The organism is Protofrankia symbiont of Coriaria ruscifolia, assembly GCF_900634745.1.
Classification (GTDB): domain Bacteria; phylum Actinomycetota; class Actinomycetes; order Frankiales; family Frankiaceae; genus Protofrankia; species Protofrankia californiensis.
On sequence record NZ_CAAAFR010000027.1, the window covers coordinates 1 to 15,712 of the forward strand.

12 protein-coding genes and 2 riboswitches are annotated in these 15,712 nt (G+C 66.7%); of the genes, 4 read left to right on the forward strand and 8 right to left on the reverse strand.

The annotated features are described in order from the left end of the window. Window positions 1-94: 94 nt before the first annotated feature. The 4 genes from CV1CTNOD_RS02920 to fbaA all read right to left on the reverse strand — a co-directional run bounded on the left by CV1CTNOD_RS02920 (window position 95) and on the right by fbaA (window position 4,620). Window positions 95-529, reverse strand: a complete 435-nt coding sequence (locus CV1CTNOD_RS02920) for a DUF3151 domain-containing protein (protein ID WP_131784623.1) — start codon at window positions 527-529, stop codon at window positions 95-97. A 212-nt stretch (window positions 530-741) separates the two neighbouring features. After that, a complete protein-coding gene (locus CV1CTNOD_RS02925) occupies window positions 742-1,473 on the reverse strand; it encodes a transglycosylase family protein (protein ID WP_131784624.1) in 732 nt (243 codons plus the stop codon). A 5-nt stretch (window positions 1,474-1,478) separates the two neighbouring features. Beyond that, a riboswitch (cyclic di-AMP (ydaO/yuaA leader) is annotated at window positions 1,479-1,643 on the reverse strand. A gap of 518 nt (window positions 1,644-2,161) precedes the next feature. After that, window positions 2,162-2,866, reverse strand: coding sequence for a transglycosylase family protein (locus CV1CTNOD_RS02930; protein WP_131784625.1), 705 nt, complete (start codon window positions 2,864-2,866; stop codon window positions 2,162-2,164). A 5-nt stretch (window positions 2,867-2,871) separates the two neighbouring features. Further along, window positions 2,872-3,020: riboswitch (cyclic di-AMP (ydaO/yuaA leader) on the reverse strand. Between the two features lie 562 nt (window positions 3,021-3,582). After that, complete coding sequence (gene fbaA, locus CV1CTNOD_RS02935) at window positions 3,583-4,620, reverse strand: class II fructose-bisphosphate aldolase (protein ID WP_131784626.1); 1,038 nt, start codon at window positions 4,618-4,620, stop codon at window positions 3,583-3,585. Window positions 4,621-5,453: 833 nt separating this feature from the next. On the opposite strand from fbaA, the gene CV1CTNOD_RS02945 reads away from it, so the two are divergent. The 4 genes from CV1CTNOD_RS02945 (at window position 5,454) to CV1CTNOD_RS02960 (ending at window position 9,734) form a co-directional block, all read left to right on the forward strand. After that, window positions 5,454-6,488: a CAP domain-containing protein gene (locus tag CV1CTNOD_RS02945; protein WP_242606314.1), complete on the forward strand. Its 1,035-nt coding sequence runs from the start codon at window positions 5,454-5,456 to the stop codon at window positions 6,486-6,488. Window positions 6,489-6,811: 323 nt separating this feature from the next. Continuing rightward, window positions 6,812-7,879: an NAD-dependent epimerase/dehydratase family protein gene (locus CV1CTNOD_RS02950; protein WP_131784627.1), complete on the forward strand. Its 1,068-nt coding sequence runs from the start codon at window positions 6,812-6,814 to the stop codon at window positions 7,877-7,879. Next, entirely contained in the window at window positions 7,872-8,384 is a 513-nt protein-coding gene (locus CV1CTNOD_RS02955) for a GNAT family N-acetyltransferase (RefSeq protein WP_131784628.1), read from the forward strand. The genes CV1CTNOD_RS02950 and CV1CTNOD_RS02955 overlap by 8 nt, the downstream gene beginning before the upstream one ends. A 243-nt stretch (window positions 8,385-8,627) precedes the next feature. Further along, a complete protein-coding gene (locus CV1CTNOD_RS02960) occupies window positions 8,628-9,734 on the forward strand; it encodes an SMODS domain-containing nucleotidyltransferase (protein WP_131784629.1) in 1,107 nt (368 codons plus the stop codon). A gap of 45 nt (window positions 9,735-9,779) precedes the next feature. Here CV1CTNOD_RS02960 and CV1CTNOD_RS02965 read toward each other — a convergent pair whose 3' ends face one another. From CV1CTNOD_RS02965 to CV1CTNOD_RS02980, 4 genes are all read right to left on the reverse strand, one after another. Continuing rightward, window positions 9,780-11,939 carry an MMPL family transporter gene (locus CV1CTNOD_RS02965; RefSeq protein ID WP_131784630.1) on the reverse strand — a complete coding sequence of 720 codons (2,160 nt, stop codon included), beginning with the start codon at window positions 11,937-11,939 and terminating at the stop codon, window positions 9,780-9,782. Window positions 11,940-12,047: 108 nt separating this feature from the next. Next, a complete protein-coding gene (locus CV1CTNOD_RS02970; RefSeq protein ID WP_131784631.1) occupies window positions 12,048-12,413 on the reverse strand; it encodes a JAB domain-containing protein in 366 nt (121 codons plus the stop codon). Between the two features lie 63 nt (window positions 12,414-12,476). Then, window positions 12,477-12,980: a type II toxin-antitoxin system VapC family toxin gene (locus CV1CTNOD_RS02975; RefSeq protein ID WP_165485283.1), complete on the reverse strand. Its 504-nt coding sequence runs from the start codon at window positions 12,978-12,980 to the stop codon at window positions 12,477-12,479. Next, window positions 12,973-15,702, reverse strand: coding sequence for a DEAD/DEAH box helicase (locus CV1CTNOD_RS02980; protein ID WP_207386151.1), 2,730 nt, complete (start codon window positions 15,700-15,702; stop codon window positions 12,973-12,975). Before CV1CTNOD_RS02980 ends, CV1CTNOD_RS02975 begins: the two co-directional genes overlap by 8 nt. Window positions 15,703-15,712: the final 10 nt, after the last annotated feature.

Here is a 15,712-nt window from a genome sequence, read left to right on the forward strand (position 1 = left end):
TTATTTAATCGTGGAAACTTCCGGCGCAGGACACTAGGAGGCTGCCGGCAAGTCACGGGTGTTCCGGCGGGGTGGCGTGCCGTTTGCGAGCGGCTCAGATGTCCTTGACTCCCAGGATGTCGGCCGCTTCGGGGTCGCTGTCGGCGAGGAAGTCACGACAGCGGGTGGCCTCCTCGGTCTCGCCGATTGCGCTGGCCGCGCGGGCCAGTGCCGCGAGTGCTCGAAGGAAGCCCCGGTTGGGTTCGTGGGACCAGGGAATCGGTCCGTGCCCTCGCCAGCCCGCGCGGCGTAGCTGATCGAGGCCACGGTGGTACCCCGTCCTGGCGTAGGCGTAGCTGGTCACCGGGTTGCCGGCATCGAGGGAGCGTTCGGCAAGCGTTGCCCAGGCGAGACTGGAGTCGGGGAAACGCCCTGCGACCGTCTCCGGGTCCTCGCCGGTACCCAGCGCCTTTGCTGCGGCGGGATCGAGGGTGAGCTTCGTTGGCGGCGGGCCGCCGAGCAGGTCCGATCGTCCGGACGAGGTTGTCATGGGGTCCATCCTGCCCGGTCCGATCGGCTTCACGTTCGGCCGGCGGGGGAATCCGTCAGGCGATGGACCTGCCGGGAGGGGGTGGGCCGGCAGGTCCATCACATGATCGGGGTCCGAGGGTGGTGGAGCACCGGACGGCGACCGGGCGGAACATGATCGGATCACCTGTGACCTTTTGGCCACGAAATATCACATGATGTACATCTTGTGTGTCACAGGACGGTTGGGTTGGTGACGGTGACGTCCCAGAGGTTCTTGCCGACCACGCCGGCCTTGCCGTCGTCCACCCGAGTCAGATAGGAGTAGAGCGATGCCAGACCCTGGGACTCCCGCCCGAAACGTCCGTCCACCTGGAGAATGAACTTCTTCTGGCGCATCTCGCTCTGCCAGACATAGGCGTCGGGGCGGACCTCGCCGGACAGAGCGCTGGACAGCGTCGTTCCGGTGAAGTCCGCCGAGTCCAGCAGGGCCTTGGCGCGATCCAGTGTCATCGCCGGTTGTGCCGGAGTGATCGCGCGCTCTATCGCACCGGCACTGGACGTGCCAGCGGACGACGACGGTGCCGGGCCGTTGCGGGTCAGGCCCATCTTGGCCGCGCAGGACGGCCACGGGGACCAGCCGCGGGAGTTGTAAAGCTTGTAGGCGGCCTCGTCCTGGAGCGCCGACGGCGCGTCGCTGGGTAGACCGGAGTAACCCAGACCGCGCCAGGTCCCGGTGTCGAACTGGTAGGCGCCGTAGTAGTTGTTGCCGGTGTTGATCTGATAGTTGCCGCCGGACTCGCACTGGCGGAGCTTGGCGAAGTCGTCCGCGGTTGCGGCACCTGCGGGTGCGGCCGTGACAGCCAGACCGCTGCTCACGAGTGCTGTTACGGCACCAGTGGTACGCAGGACCTTCCTGACGGTGGAGGGATGCTGCGGGGCGCGGTGCCTGCCACCAGACGGCATGTGGGTCGGTCCTTCCCGTCGCCTACGAGGTGAGCTGTCGGGTGCGGGCGGGAACAAGCCCGGCCGGTAGCGCTGATGGGCGCTGCCGGCTTTACCCCAAGGACTCCGTGTGCGGACGTCCGGATGTTGGTTCCCCCGCTCCTGTCCTTGTGGCTCCGCGGTAGATCGTGCCGTACCGGACGGGGACAGGATTCGGCGTCCGTCCGGGCGGCCTCACCGATCCGGTGAGTGGGAAGAACTCTAGCGAGTCTGGCTCTATCGAAGCAAATCGGGGTGTCGGATGAACTACACCCACGTGACTCCTATCACCCGAATGGGCTAAACACCTTGAACAAGTGACTCTACCTGGCGATCCGGACCTCTCTGTGACAGGGTCTCTTCCTCAGATTTTATAACTTAAAGTGATAAATTCAGTCTTATCCGTATTTCTGGTTGCGCTGACTGTCACCTCTCAAGTGCTCTGGGGAGCAGGACCGCCCGGATCGGTCCCTGGACCTCTCGGATCGGCTTCCGAACCCCTCAGACGGGCTTCGCCGATCCGGGAGGGACCTCGGATCCGGGCAGGGACCCTCGAGCGCGCAACGATCGTGATCGCGCTGTCTGCGGCCCTCCAGCGCGATCCGCCGCGTGCCTGACCACGGGCGAGCCGGCGGCTGTCGGTCAGGTGAGCCGCCGGCTGTCGGGTCGTTCAGGCGAAGGTGGCCGCCCGGGTCCGTGGGCCGCAGATGCCGTCCACCCGCAGGCCCTTCGAACCCTGCAGAAGGCCGGCCGCAAAAGCCGACTGGGGGCCGTAGCGACCGTCGATCAAAATCTTGTAACCGAGCGCGTTCATCTGGAGCTGCCAGGCTCGTACGTCCGATCGCACCTGATGGATCAGCCCGGTGGTGAACAACGTGTTGTCCGGGGCGTCCAACAGGCTCTCCGCGCTCTGGCGCACCACCAAGCGTCGGGTGCCGGTCGAGTCGGACGGCGAGCTCGGGCTCGCCGACCCCGCGCCGGACGAGCTGGCGTCTGCCGCAAGTTGGTCGGCGCCCATCCCCTGGCCGCAGATCGGCCACTGGCCGAAGCCGGATCGGACAGCCAGGCTCAGCGCGGCCTCGTCCTGGGTGGCTGGAGAGGCACCGCTGGGCAGCCCCGTGTAGCCGAGACTCTGCCAGGTGCTCAGGGCGAACTGGTAGGCACCGTAGTAACCGTTGCCGGTGTTGACGGTGTAGTTCCCGCCTGACTCGCACTGGCGGAGCTCCGCCCATGTGGTGGCGGCGCTTGCGGGCTGTGACATCACGATGCTTCCGCCCACCGCGGCGACCAGGGCGGGAGCGACCACCAGCGCTCGGGCGCCCATCCGAGCCCGGCCGGTTCCGTGATGTCGACTGCGAGAACGTGCACTGGACATATTGGTTATGCCCTTCCCCACGCCTGCGAAGTGAGCTGTCGGGTTCGGGCTGGGATTGCCCGGCCGCATTTGCGGCTTCACCCCGAGGACGCCCGATATCGGCGCCCGGAAGTGGGTCCCCCGTTCCTGCCGCAAGTTTGGGTTTTCGTCGGACGAGGGCAGGATTCGGCGTGCCGCCCGACGCGTGTTCGCTGTATCGCGAGCACGGCGGAGACCATAACAACAATTGCTGGGCGCCGAACAAGCAGCGAATCCGCTTCGTGAGGATGCGCACATCGAGCCGGCCGCTCTTGCCGAGGCTCGGGATCGGATGGTAACGCGCACGTACGCGCGCTCATTATTTTCATCGTACTTTTATTGCCGTGGAAACTCCGCATCCCGCCGTGGCGGTGACGATCGGAACCGAATTATCCGGGTAGCGAACCGTGCGTGATCCGGCTGTCCGCATGGTCCAGGTAGAAAACCTGCATCCAGGCGATCGGGTACCTGCGGTGCGAAATGCACCCGATCTCGCCGAACGGGCACCGAATGACGGGACGGGACGCACGCCACCGTGATCCGACGATGGTGCGACGTTTCCGAAACCTGTTCCATACCGATGACGGGTGGCCGTTGCCCCCTCTTCGGGGATTGGCGCCCGCACGCGAACGCTCGCCAGCCGGACGACGGGCCCGGTCTGGCGAGCGTGTTGTTGAGTTGCCCTGCCCGGAGTGGGTTCAGCCGGCGAGGGAACGTCCCGCGGAACGCAGGTCCTCGCACGCCTTCACGACCCGGGCGGCCATGCCGATTTCGGCTGCCTTGCCGTAGCTGCGCGGGTCGTACTGCTTCTTCACGCCGACCTCGCCGTCCACTTTCAGAACGCCGTCGTAGTTCCTGAAGATGTGATCGGCAACCGGCCGGGTGAACGCGTATTGGGTGTCGGTGTCCACGTTCATCTTGATCACGCCGTAATCCAGCGCTTCGCGGATCTCGGACAGGTCGGAACCGCTCCCGCCGTGGAAGACCAGATCGAGCGGTTTGGCGTCGGCTGGCAACCCGAGCTTCTGCGCGACATACTGCTGCCCATCCCGAAGGATGCTCGGACGGAGTTTCACATTGCCCGGCTTGTATACCCCGTGCACGTTTCCGAAGGTTGCTGCGACCATGTAGCGGCCCCGCTCCCCGGCGCCGAGGACCTCGACGGTCCGCCACATGTCCTCGGGTGTGCTGTACAGCTTCTCGTCGATCGCGCCGACGATGCCGTCCTCCTCGCCACCGACCACACCGATCTCCACCTCCAGGACGATTTTCGCCTGGTCCGTGTCCGTCAGCAACGCATCGGCAATCTTGAGGTTCTCCTCGATCTCGACTGCGGAGCCGTCCCACATGTGGGACTGGAACAGCGGTTCACGTCCCTCCTTGAGCACCCGCTCCTTGGAGATTGCGAGCAGGGGGCGCAGGTAGGTGTCGAGCTTGCCGGCCGGACAGTGGTCGGTGTGCAGGGCGATGTTGACCGGGTACGCCTTGGCGACATGGTGGGCGAACTCGGCCAGCGCCTGGGCGCCGAGAACCATGTTCTTCACCCTGGTACCGGAGAGAAATTCGGCCCCTCCGGTGGAAACCTGTACGATACCGTCGCTCCCGGCGTCGGCGAAGCCCTTCAACGCGGCATTCAGGGTTTCGCTCGACGTGACGTTGATCGCGGGGTAGGCGAATGCCTCCGCCTTGGCCCGGTCGAGCATCTGCACGTAGACATCTGGGGTGGCAATGGGCATCGGTCTAGCTCCTGTGGACAGTCGGGGCACGACGTGTCCGATTCGGTGATATTTTACCGATTCGGACATGCGTCGTGCCGGGAAGTTGCGCGAAGGGTATGACGAGCGGTCCCCCTCCGGCGGGCAGGCTGCGACGGGTGAGCGTGGATGGTCTGCCGGGCGTGGTGTTCTATGCCGTCATCCTCACTCTCGTCTTCGTCGAGAGCGGTGTCATCCGTCGGTTTCCGGCTACCCGGTGACACCGTCCTGCTCGCCGCCGGGGTTGCTCGCGGCCGACTCGGGCGCGGGCACGTCGCTCACTGTGTGGGAGCACATCCGGTAGATCTTCGATCGTACGGATCTCGCCGCCCCGGCCTGCGTCGACCTGCCTCCAGCAGACATACCCTGGCGACCGGGGTACCGTCGATCGTGATTTCCGGTGCCATGGTTGGTTATGCTACCGGGAAGCGCCCGGCCGCGCCCCCGTCCGAATGCAGTGAGGGCCGTCTGTCCGGCCGGACTCGTGCCTTCTAGCAGCGCTTTGGTACTCCGGCCTCGGGCTTGCGGTCCGACCTGTTCTGTGGGCGCGGACCTTTGTCCCGCCGCGCTCCGGGGCATGGTGCTGACGCCGCGGGCCGGTCCGGTCTCGTCGTGGTCATCGAAGTGCCGTAGTCGCCGAAGCAGTCATCGGCGGAGTGGCGCGGCGGACGGGCCCGATGACCTGTCATGCTTGGTACTCGCTATTGTTGACGCCGGCTGGATGGCCAAAGGCAACGCGATCATGTTGTTCGCGCCCAGGTCTTCGGGCCAGCGGAGGGGACATGCGCGGGGGGACCGACCGGACGGAAGGTTCCATGGATCGACATCGCAGGCACGGCTGTACCCGCCGGAGGTGGTCCGCTGCCGTACCGGCAGTCATCCTCGGTGTTCTCGGGGCCGGTGTGCTCGTCCTGACACAACTCGCCGACCGGGCCGGACCTGCCGGCGCCGACACGTCGGTCGTCGTCTCCCCGGCGTTGGCGTCGTCAACAGCTGCGGTCGCACTCGCTGCCCGATCGGTGTCGCAGCCGATGGCCGACCGCGGCACTGTCGGTGGGATCACGCAGCTTCACGCCGCCGTCCCCGCGGATACGCGAACCTGGGTGGCATTCGTCCTGAGGGGGCCCGGGACGATCGTCCGGGTGGCGTCCGCCGCGCCGTACGAAGCCACCGTCGACACCCGCCTGGTACCCGACGGCGCCTACACGTTGAACGAGATCGTGTTCCAGCCGTCCCGAACCCCCTCGGTGCGCGCCAGCCGGTTGCAGATCGTCAACACGCCCCCACAGGCGACCATTGCGCAGGTCCGCGCCCAGCCGCAGCCCACGGTCGGCCCGCCGGCCACGGTGGCAGCGTCCACGCCGGCCACGCCGCCCCCAGCGACGTCAGCCACGCCCTCGGTGACATTGGTGCTGTCTCCGGCGAACCTGGACGCATCGGTGGCGACCACGCCGTCCGCCCAGGTCCTGGACGAGGCCTCCCAGGTGGTCGCGCTCACGAATGCTGAGCGGGCCAAGGCGGGCTGCGGGGCGCTCACGGCGGATCCCCGGCTGACCACGGCCGCGCAGACACACAGCGCAGACATGTCCGCTCACGACTATTTCAGCCACAACAGCCAGGACGGTCGGACGCCCTTCCAGCGCATGGCGAAGGCCGGGTACGAGTTCTCCATGGCCGCGGAGAACATCGCCGCGGGTCAGCGCACACCAGCGGAAGTGGTGCGGGGCTGGATGAACAGTGCCGGACACCGCGAGAACATCCTGAACTGCTCGTTGAAGCAGATCGGTGTCGGCTACGCCGCCGGAGGCAGCTACGGCACTTACTGGACGCAGGATTTCGGGACGCCGTAGGTAGATCGAAAAATGTCACTCATGGTAAGAGCGCGTCTGGGAATCCTCGTACGCCCGGCGAGCTGGACAGGCGGCTTTCGAGCACGCTCGAGGGTTCTGGCGATTGTCGCGGTCCGTTCGTCCGTTCCCGGAAAGTCGTGCTCCCGACATCCGGGTGCGGGCCGCGGCGGCCGCGACCATCATCACCGGTTAGTCTGGCTCTCCGGTCACGTCGGGTCGATACCGAGCGGTCGGAACGACGTGTTGGTAGACAGAGTGTGACGAGATGCAACGTTTATGATATTGGCTCTTCCAGGACTGCCAGGGAAACAGGAGGGGGGGACGTGGCTCGCGCGGTTGTTACCGGCGCTGGCGGATTCATCGGGGATGCGGTCGTGCACGAGCTGCGTCGACGCGGCTACGACGTCATACCGGTCGATGTCCGCCGCGGCCCGGGCATTGTCGTGGCGGACGTCACCCGGCCGGGAGGCCTGGACAAGCTGCTGGTCGGGGCCGATCTCGTCGTACACGCGGCGGCTGTTGGCACGGGCGGGGGAGGGGAACTGGCCGCGGTGCGCGCTGGCGTGCGGCGCCGGCCGGCGCCGCTTACCGACAGCGAGCTGCGCTGGGTGACGCTCGGGGGCACCACCGGGGTGCTGGACGCCTGTGAACGGGCCGACGTCGGCCGGGTTGTGCACATCTCCTGCGTGAGCGTGCTGGGCAGCTCCTTCCCGGATCTGGTGGACGAGAGCGCGCCCGTCACGACCACCGGTCTGGCGCGTCCCGACGCGCTCGCCGCGGCGGAACGCGCGGCGGTCACCGCCGCCGCTCGGGGACTGCCGGTGACGGTGCTGCGGGTCGGTGACGCCTATGGTCCGCGGGCCGGCCGGTGGACGTTGTGGCCGTTGCTTCTGTTGCGGGCGGGGCGCTTTGTCCTGGTGGACGGCGGCCGCGGGCTCCTGAGCCCGATCCACGTCGACGATCTGACCTCGGCGGTCGCCGCCGTCACCGAGGCCGGGGAAACCGCCGGTGAGATCCTGCACGTGACCGGCGGCGAGCCCGTTGCCGCGTCGGACTTCTTTGGCCGGTATGCACGGATGGCCGGCGTGCCCCTGCCGGGCCGGGTGCCGGCGGCGCTGGTACGCGCGCTCGACACCACCGATCGGGTGCTTGCCGGACGTGGCTGGTTGTCCGGGCGGGTGACTTCGCTGCTGCACCCCCGCGGCTATGTGGATCTCGGCCCGCTGACGCTGGCCGAGCTGACCCGTACCGGAACCTACTCGATCGCGAAGGTCCGGCGGCTGGCGGGCTGGCAGCCGCGCATCGGTCTGGACGAGGGGATGGCCCGCACCGAGGGGTTACTGAGGGAGCGAGGACTGCTCGGCGTTGCGGAGCCCGCCCGCCGTGGGTGAAGGGCCGACCCTGACGACACTGCGTCTGCTCGCGCTCCCGCTGACCGTGTGGAACGCCGGGTTCGTCGCCGAGGAGCTCGGACCGCTGCTGGTGGGCACGCACCTGCACCGGGTGCAGGGGATCACCGTCGACGTGACCGGTGATCCCACCGAGGCGTTACGCCGTGCCCTGCGCCGCCGCGCCAGCGCTGGTCGTGGCGTGATGACCTGGACGGTTCGTGGTGACGACTCGGCGGCTGTCGGTCTGCTGGCGGTGGACGCGTTCGGCCGGCGTGCGCTGGTGTCGGTGTCCATCGGGCGTCCCTATCGGCGTCATGGCTATGCCACCGAGGTGCTGCGGGCGCTGGCCGGCTGGCTTGAGTTCCACGGTTCGGTCCTGGTCGAGGCACGGTTGCGCATGGGTGACCGGACGGGCGAGCGACTGGCTGTCGCGACCGCATTTGTTCCCACCAGCATCGTCCTGCCTGACGGCTGGCGGGTCTGGTACCGTCCGCCACCGTTCTGATCCTCTCCGACTTCTCCGATCTTCCCTGTTTCTGCCTGATCCGGCCGCTTCGGTGACGCAAAGCGACTAGTTTGGCCCCGATGTTTACGGCCCGACAGGATGCGGCACCATAGATGCGATGTCGCGAATGGGGCGGTGTGGGCTGACCGCTGACTTCGCAACTCCGTGTCGGCTGATCAGCCGCGCGTGTCCTGGATGGGGGGGCCGTACGGCTGGCGCGCAGGCGCTTGGGAGGTTCTCAGAGTGAGCGTGGAAACCCAACGCGAAGCCGCGTCCACAAGAATGCCGGATGGATCAGTTCCCGGGCCGCACGCGTCGGAGGTCACATATGACCATTTGATCATCCCGCCGCACTGGCGCCGTCCGGACGACTCCGGGCCAGGAGCGCACAACCCGCTGTTTGCGGATAATCTCGGTGCCGGCTCGGCGAACCCGCCGACAGGTCCGATCACCGGCCCGATCACCGGTGCCATGACCGGCCCCCTGCTGGTTGGTACCACCGCCCGCGCCTTCGCCAAGCTTGACGACCTGATCCGGCTCAACGCCGACGACCGCGCGGTCATCGACGCCCGCCGCAACGACGCCGAGCAGGCCCTGCGCGCGATCTTCCCGCCGCGGTGCGCGCTGCCTCTCGTCGGCGTGGCGACCATCGGCTCCGCGGGCCGCGACACGATGATCCGTCCAGTGGACGAGGTCGACATCTTCGTGGTCTTCAGCGCGGCCAACAGCGCCTGGAAGCGCTTCCGCTGGGACTCACGCGATCTGCTGCTCTGCGTCCGCAACGCGATCGGCGGCGACCGCATCCAGATGATCGGTAGCCGTGGCCAGGCGATGCGCGTCGTCTACAACTGCGCGCCGGACGTCCACCTCGTGCCCGCTTTCGACCACCCGCGCGCGGGCTATGTCATGCCGGACTGTGTCGGCGGCTGGCTGCCGACCCGCCCTGAGCGGCACGCCAGCTGGATGGCGGATGCCGGCCCCCGGGTCGTCTCGGCTGTCCGGCTGCTCAAGGCGTGGAACAGGGTCTGCGGCAGCCGTCTGCGTTCGTTCCACGTGGAGGCACTTGCCGGCAAGGTGCTGATCAACCGCAGGCTGAACACCCGGCAGGCGCTGGCAGCGGTCTTCCGGCACATCGAGGACAGGGGATTCACCGCCTATGACCCCGCGGAAGTCGGCGGTGACCTGTCGACCTACCTGCAGCCGCAGGACATCGACGCGCTCCGGGAACCGGTGGCCTTCGCTCGCGTCCACGCCGGTGACGCGGTCGAGGCGGAGCAGGCCGGCCGGCACGAGGAGGCGGTCAACCTCTGGCGTCTGATCTTTGGCCCGGAGTTTCCAACCTTCGGCTAGCCGGCCGGAGGCCCTGTAAGGCCTGGTTGGCCAAAGGTCGCGCGATCATGTTTTTCCCGCGCGGCCGGAGGCCCCATAGGGACTGACAGCGGCAACCACGCCGTTGTCAGAGCTTTTGAAAGGACCGGTGCCCGCCGTTTCGGGCTGGTCCGGCGGCAGCTTCGCGAGGCGGCTGGGCCACCAGATTTTCGAGCCGATGTCGATGGCGAGCGCGGGGACGAGAATCGAGCGCACCACCAGCGTGTCGAGTAGCACGCCGAAGGCCACCAGGAAGCCGACTTCCGCAAGCTGTACCAGCGGGAGGATGAACAGGGCCGAGAACGTGGCTGCCAGCACGACCCCGGCAGAGGTGATGACGCCGCCGGTGACGGCCAGCCCGTGGCGCACCCCCGGCCGCACGCCGATTCTTCCGGATTCTTCCCGGACCCTCGTCATGAGGAAGATGTTGTAGTCGATGCCCAGCGCCACGAGGAAGATGAACCCCAACAGCGGCAGGGAGGGATCAGCTCCGGCGAAACCGAACAGCCAGTCATAGGCCAGCGCACTCGCGCCGAGCGCGGCGAGGAACGACACCACCACTGTCGCGATCAGGAGCAGTGGGGTCACCACCGACCGCAGGAGCAGTCCGAGAATCACGACCACGACCACCAGCACCACCGGAATGACAGCCTTCCGGTCGTGCACAGAGGCGTTACGCAGGTCCAGGTTCACCCCGGTGTTCCCGCCGACCAGCGCGTCCGCCGCCGGTATTGCGTGGACGGCGTCCCGAAGCTGCCTGATCGTGTCGAAGGACGCCTTCGTGTCCGGCGGCTGCGAGAGAATGACGAGGAACTGAACCAGACCCGCGCCGCGACCGCTTTCCACGACGGTTGCGACCCCGGGATTCCTCGTGATGGCAGAATGCACCTCGTCCGCCGTGGCGGCGTTCGCGATGACGTATGTGGGTGAGGTGGTGCCGGCCGGAAAACTTCGTTGCACGAGTTCCTGCCCGACGACCGAATCCACGGTCTTGGTGAATCCCTGGTCCTGGCGCAGGCCGGTGTTCAGGTGCATGGTCGCGAACGCGAGCCCGGTCAACACCAGGGTGGCGGCAACCCAGATCGTGCGTGGCCGCGCGGCGATTATCGTGCCGACACGCGACCAGAATCCGGACTCCTCGTGGGTGTCCATGCCGTAGCGGGGGATGAACGGCCAGAACAACCTCCGCCCGCACACGACCAACGCCGCCGGCAGCAGCGTCATCATGGTCACCAGTGCCGCGGCGATACCGATCGCGCCGACCGGGCCGAGGCCGCGGTCGGAGTTGAGTTCACCCAGAAGCAGGCAGAGCATGCTGATGATGACTGTGGCGGCTGAGGCGACGATCGCGGGGCCGGCCCGGCGGATCGCGACCCGCATTGCCGCATGCGTGTCGTCGTGACGGGTCAACTCCTCGCGGTAGCGAGCGATGAGAAGCAGCGCGTAGTCGGTGCCGGCGCCGAACACGAGCACCCGCAGGATGCCCGCGCTCTGCCCGTTGACGGTCAGTCCCCCGTACTCGGCCGCGAGATAGACCAGACCGGTGGCGGTCTGGTCGGCGACGGCGACAGTCAGGAGCGGGACCAGCCACAGGAAGGGGCTCCGGTAGACGATCAAAAGAATGATCGCGACAACTCCCGCGGTGACGAACAGCAGCGTGGTCTCCACCCCGCTGAACACGTCAAAGGTGTCGGTCAGCAGGCCGGCCGGTCCGGTGATCGACGTCTGGAGCCCCGGTGGTGCCGCGTCCCGGACGATCCGCCGAATTTCCTTGACCTTGTTGGTGAACTCCACGATGTCAGCGCTCTGGGCGAGGCTGACGGCCAGGAGCAGGGTGTTCCCCTTCGGGGAGGGGATGGGCATGCCGACCGGACGCTCGGAGAATCCCTCGAGCCGGTGGCCGAGCGCCTCAACCACCGTCCGGTCAGCAGGTGTCAGCTCGGGGTCACGCACGAAAACGATGATCGCTGGTACGGCGTCCCCGCCCGGCAGAAGCTTCTGAGCCTCGAACAGCCGCGTGGATTCGGCCTGCGAGGGCAGAAAGGATGAAGCATCGTTCTTCTGAGCCTCGGACAGCTTGATCGCGAGCGGGCTGGCGACGGCCGCAACAATGATCCATACAAGGAGAAGCACCCATTTGAGTCGCGGTCCCGCCGGCCACGCCGCAGCCTTCCAGACCTTGTCCACCGGACCCCCTCCCCACCGACCCCGACAATCGATCGTCGCAGGTAAACCGCTTGATACGGAAGCGGTATGGCAGCCCGGACATGCTGGCGGTGCCGCTGAGGTGTTGGATCACGGGTCGTCCATGCAGTTCGTCCATCTCATGGGTCCGACAACCAAGTGAGCGATGATCGGCAGTCCGAGTAGGACGCCAGCCGCCACCAGTCGCCTCGTCACAGCCTGGTCGGCGGGGCTCGGGGGAGCGTCCGACCGGTGGCTGTGCATGAGGATCACTGCCTCGGCTCGGCTCCGGATCGCGGAACGGAAGACGTCCGTGGGTGACACCCGAACCGGGTTGTCAGCACCGACAGCGATCAGGGATGCGGGCAGTAACACGCCGCGCCGAACGGGAACGGACAGCGCGACCTCCCGGCTCAGCCAGGGAGCCCACCTCTGTATGTCGACAACAAGCTCGGACAGCGAACCGCTGGGGATCATGGCTATGAGGGTAGGAGACCTTGGATCAAGGCGGTACCGGCCGCCCGGTTCTGTGGATATCTGTCAGCGCGGGCGCAGGACCTCTGTGGATATGTAACGGGTGGCTGCGCGGGCAAGCCGGATGTCGGAGGTGAGTAGAGGACAACCTGTCTGCACCGCCAGATCCACGAACAGGGCGTCGAAGAATCTCAGGCTGAGCTGGACGGCCCAGTCCACGGCGCGTTCGAGCGTTTCGGCGTCGGTCGGCCGGATCTCCATGCCGAGGTCGTCGATCGTGCGGACCGCCTTGACATAGCTGTTCCGGTCAAGAAGCCCCGGCACACAGCCCTTGGTGCGCAGCACATGAGCAAGTTCGATCCGTGCGATGTCGGTGGTCACCAGTGTGATCTCGTCGAGCACGAAGCGTTTCTGGATCTCGCGGGCATGCTCGTAGCCGTCTTGGGCGAGAAACCACCGGACGAACACCCCGGTATCGACGACATAGGTCTGTGCGGTCGCAAGACCGTGCGCTTCCTGCGCTGGAACCGTGGCGGTCGCCTCCACCGGTGCGTCCCGGATCTCAGCCACGGGGGGCCTCACGGAACCGGTCGAGTTCCTCGTCCCCACCGGTGACACCCTCCAGTCGCGCCCGCGCGTTCTCGATCGCGGCGATTGCCTCGGCCTTCGTCATCCGCCGCGGTGGCGGCTGTGAGGCGAGTAGCTTCTCACGCCGCAATGTGTGGACGAGATCGACCAGATCCAGGAAGCCGCCCAGGCGGGCTTCGTGTCGACGGAACGGCTCTTCGTCGATCCGAAGATACATCCACCGGGTGCCGGACGCGACGGTCGCGTCAACGGCCCAACGGGCCGCACGGCTGTCCTTGGCAGGCACGTCGAGATCGGCCAGTCCTTTGGTCTCGATCAGGAAATGGTCGCCGTTGACCAGGCGTGCGACGAAATCCGGGTAGTAGTAGGCAAGCCGTTGTCGCTCGCCGCGATATTCCAGCGAGAACCTGTTTTGGCGGGCCAGCTTCGCGAAAGATTCGACGTCTCCGCAGCGGTCGAGGAATGCGCAGAAGCGGGTTTCCAGTTCGTTATCGCATGGCTGGACGTTGAACACCGACTTTGTTGCCGAGAAGGTGTCCCGGCTCCAGAGAAATGGCTTCGTGGCGGACAGCAGAAGCTCCTTGACTTCCCCGGCACCAATGGCGGAGGTTGTCAACGTTGCTTTGTCCACGGCTTCCCGGAGCACCGCGAGGACGGATTCCCGCACGCTGGGTTCCGTGAGTGCCTGGAGGACGACAGGGTCGTCGAAGTCCACCGGACCGCCGAAGGCCCGGCGTTCCACCCAGCCCCGTACCAGTGGTGCGATGATGGCAAACTGCCCGGTCAGCCGGGTGTCACGCTGCACTTCATGGGCAAACCAGGCCAGTACCGCGGACGGGTCGTCAGCGTGCGGAAGAGGGAACTGCGCGCGTTCGATCTCCTGGCCGGAGAGCAGGTCCCGGCCGATGTAGTCGATAGTCTCGCTTCTGTAGTCGATAGTCTCGCTTCGCAGGGTGTCGGGCAGCGCCAACCGGCGTTCGGGCAGATCCTCGACCCGCAACGAGGACAGGCGCGATGTGGTTCGGCTGAGAACCCGGGGGAGTAACGGGATGCCGATATCGTGAGCCAACCGGTCCGGCTCGACGGCAACCACCAGCCCGCTCGGCCCGGTGTCGTCCAGGTTCTCCCGCCCGACACCGGCGTACTCGGCGTCGTCGAGGGCCTTGTCCCAGAGATTTCGGAACGCTTCGTGGTCGATGATGACGACGCTTTCATCGACACCGGAACCGGGCGGTGTCATCCGCCGTAGCCCTCGCCCCAACGTCTGTTCGGGCAGGATGTTCGCCTTCGCGGTCAACGGCCGCAGCGGGACGATCACGCTGACGTTACGCACGTCCCAGCCCTCGCGGAGCATGAGCACGCTGACGATCGCGCGGTACGGGCTGTCGGGGAGATCGACCTCGCGTGCCCATTTCCGGGCCTGTTCCAGCTCATCGGTCTTGATCTCTCCCTTGTTCCTGCCGCTCAGGTTCACATGCAGGGTCAGCACCCGGCCGGCCAGGTCGTGCAACGTGCCGAGGTGACGGGCTATCTGGTCGGCGGACGTCGTGTCCTCGGCCATGACGAACAGCAGGGGCATCCGCCCGGTCGGCTCAAGCGCCTTCCGGAAGTCCCGCCACTTCGCCACCCCTGCTCCGATCCGTTGGCGGTAGCGTACGGACGCGTCATCGCTGACCTCCTCGGGAGGGCCGCCGGACAGCTCGCCGATCACCGGCCGTTTGACGATGCCGTCCTCGATGGCCTGGCTGAGCGGGTAGTCGACGACGGTCTCGGGGAAGGTCCGCCCCTGCTGGTCTCGGGGCGTCGCGGAGAAGTCGAGTTGGGCGACTACGCCACGCTCGGCAAGATCGTTGAGCCGTTGGATGGTCTGGACGACCTTCAACGGCTCCCTCGTCTCGGACTGGATCTCGTCATGCACATGGTGTGCCTCGTCGTCGACTACGAGGATCCGACCACGGGCGGCGAGCCGCCGCAGTGGCGGGTCGGAAGCGGCAGGGTCCTTCGGCGGGCGGCGGCCGACGATTCTGTCGATGGGATTGACCGGTTTGGGCTCTGGTCGCTCGTACAACGCCTGGACGTTGGTCAGCAGGAGGACACCTGGCGCGGCGAGCGGGATCGGGTCGTGGCGAAGGCAGACCGTCAGGTCGAAGTCGCGCCGCCATTCCGGCGGGAGGACCGGGTCCTGCCGGAATATTCGGGCGTGTTCGAAGTCCTCCCGTAGCCGTTCGAAGACGATCAGGTTCGGCGCTGTCACCAGCGACGTGGTCGACATCGGCGAGTCCGGTTCCCGCAGCGCGTGAAAATATGACCACGCGATGGCGAGGCTCATCACCTTGGTCTTGCCAGAGCCGGTGGCCATCTTGACCACGTAACGCGCAAAATCTCGGGGCTCGACGGCAAGCTCCTGGCGGAAACGCAGGACCATTTCGTTTGCGGTGCGGATACCGACGACCTCGTGCAGGTAGATCAGTGTCTCGATCGCCTCCCGCTGGCAGAAGTACCAACGGAACGGAACGCCGGGTTCGGTTTCGTGCTCCTCGAGGAACCAGTGCTCCAGTAACCGTTGGGTGGTTTTGCTCGCGCCGGGGTACCCGCCGGCGCGCCAAGCGGTCACCTCGGTTCGGACGGCCGGCACAAGCGGCGCGACACTTTCCCGCCGCACCACCGGGATGGCGTAAGGATCGGCGGGGGAAACGGACCTCAACGATCCACTA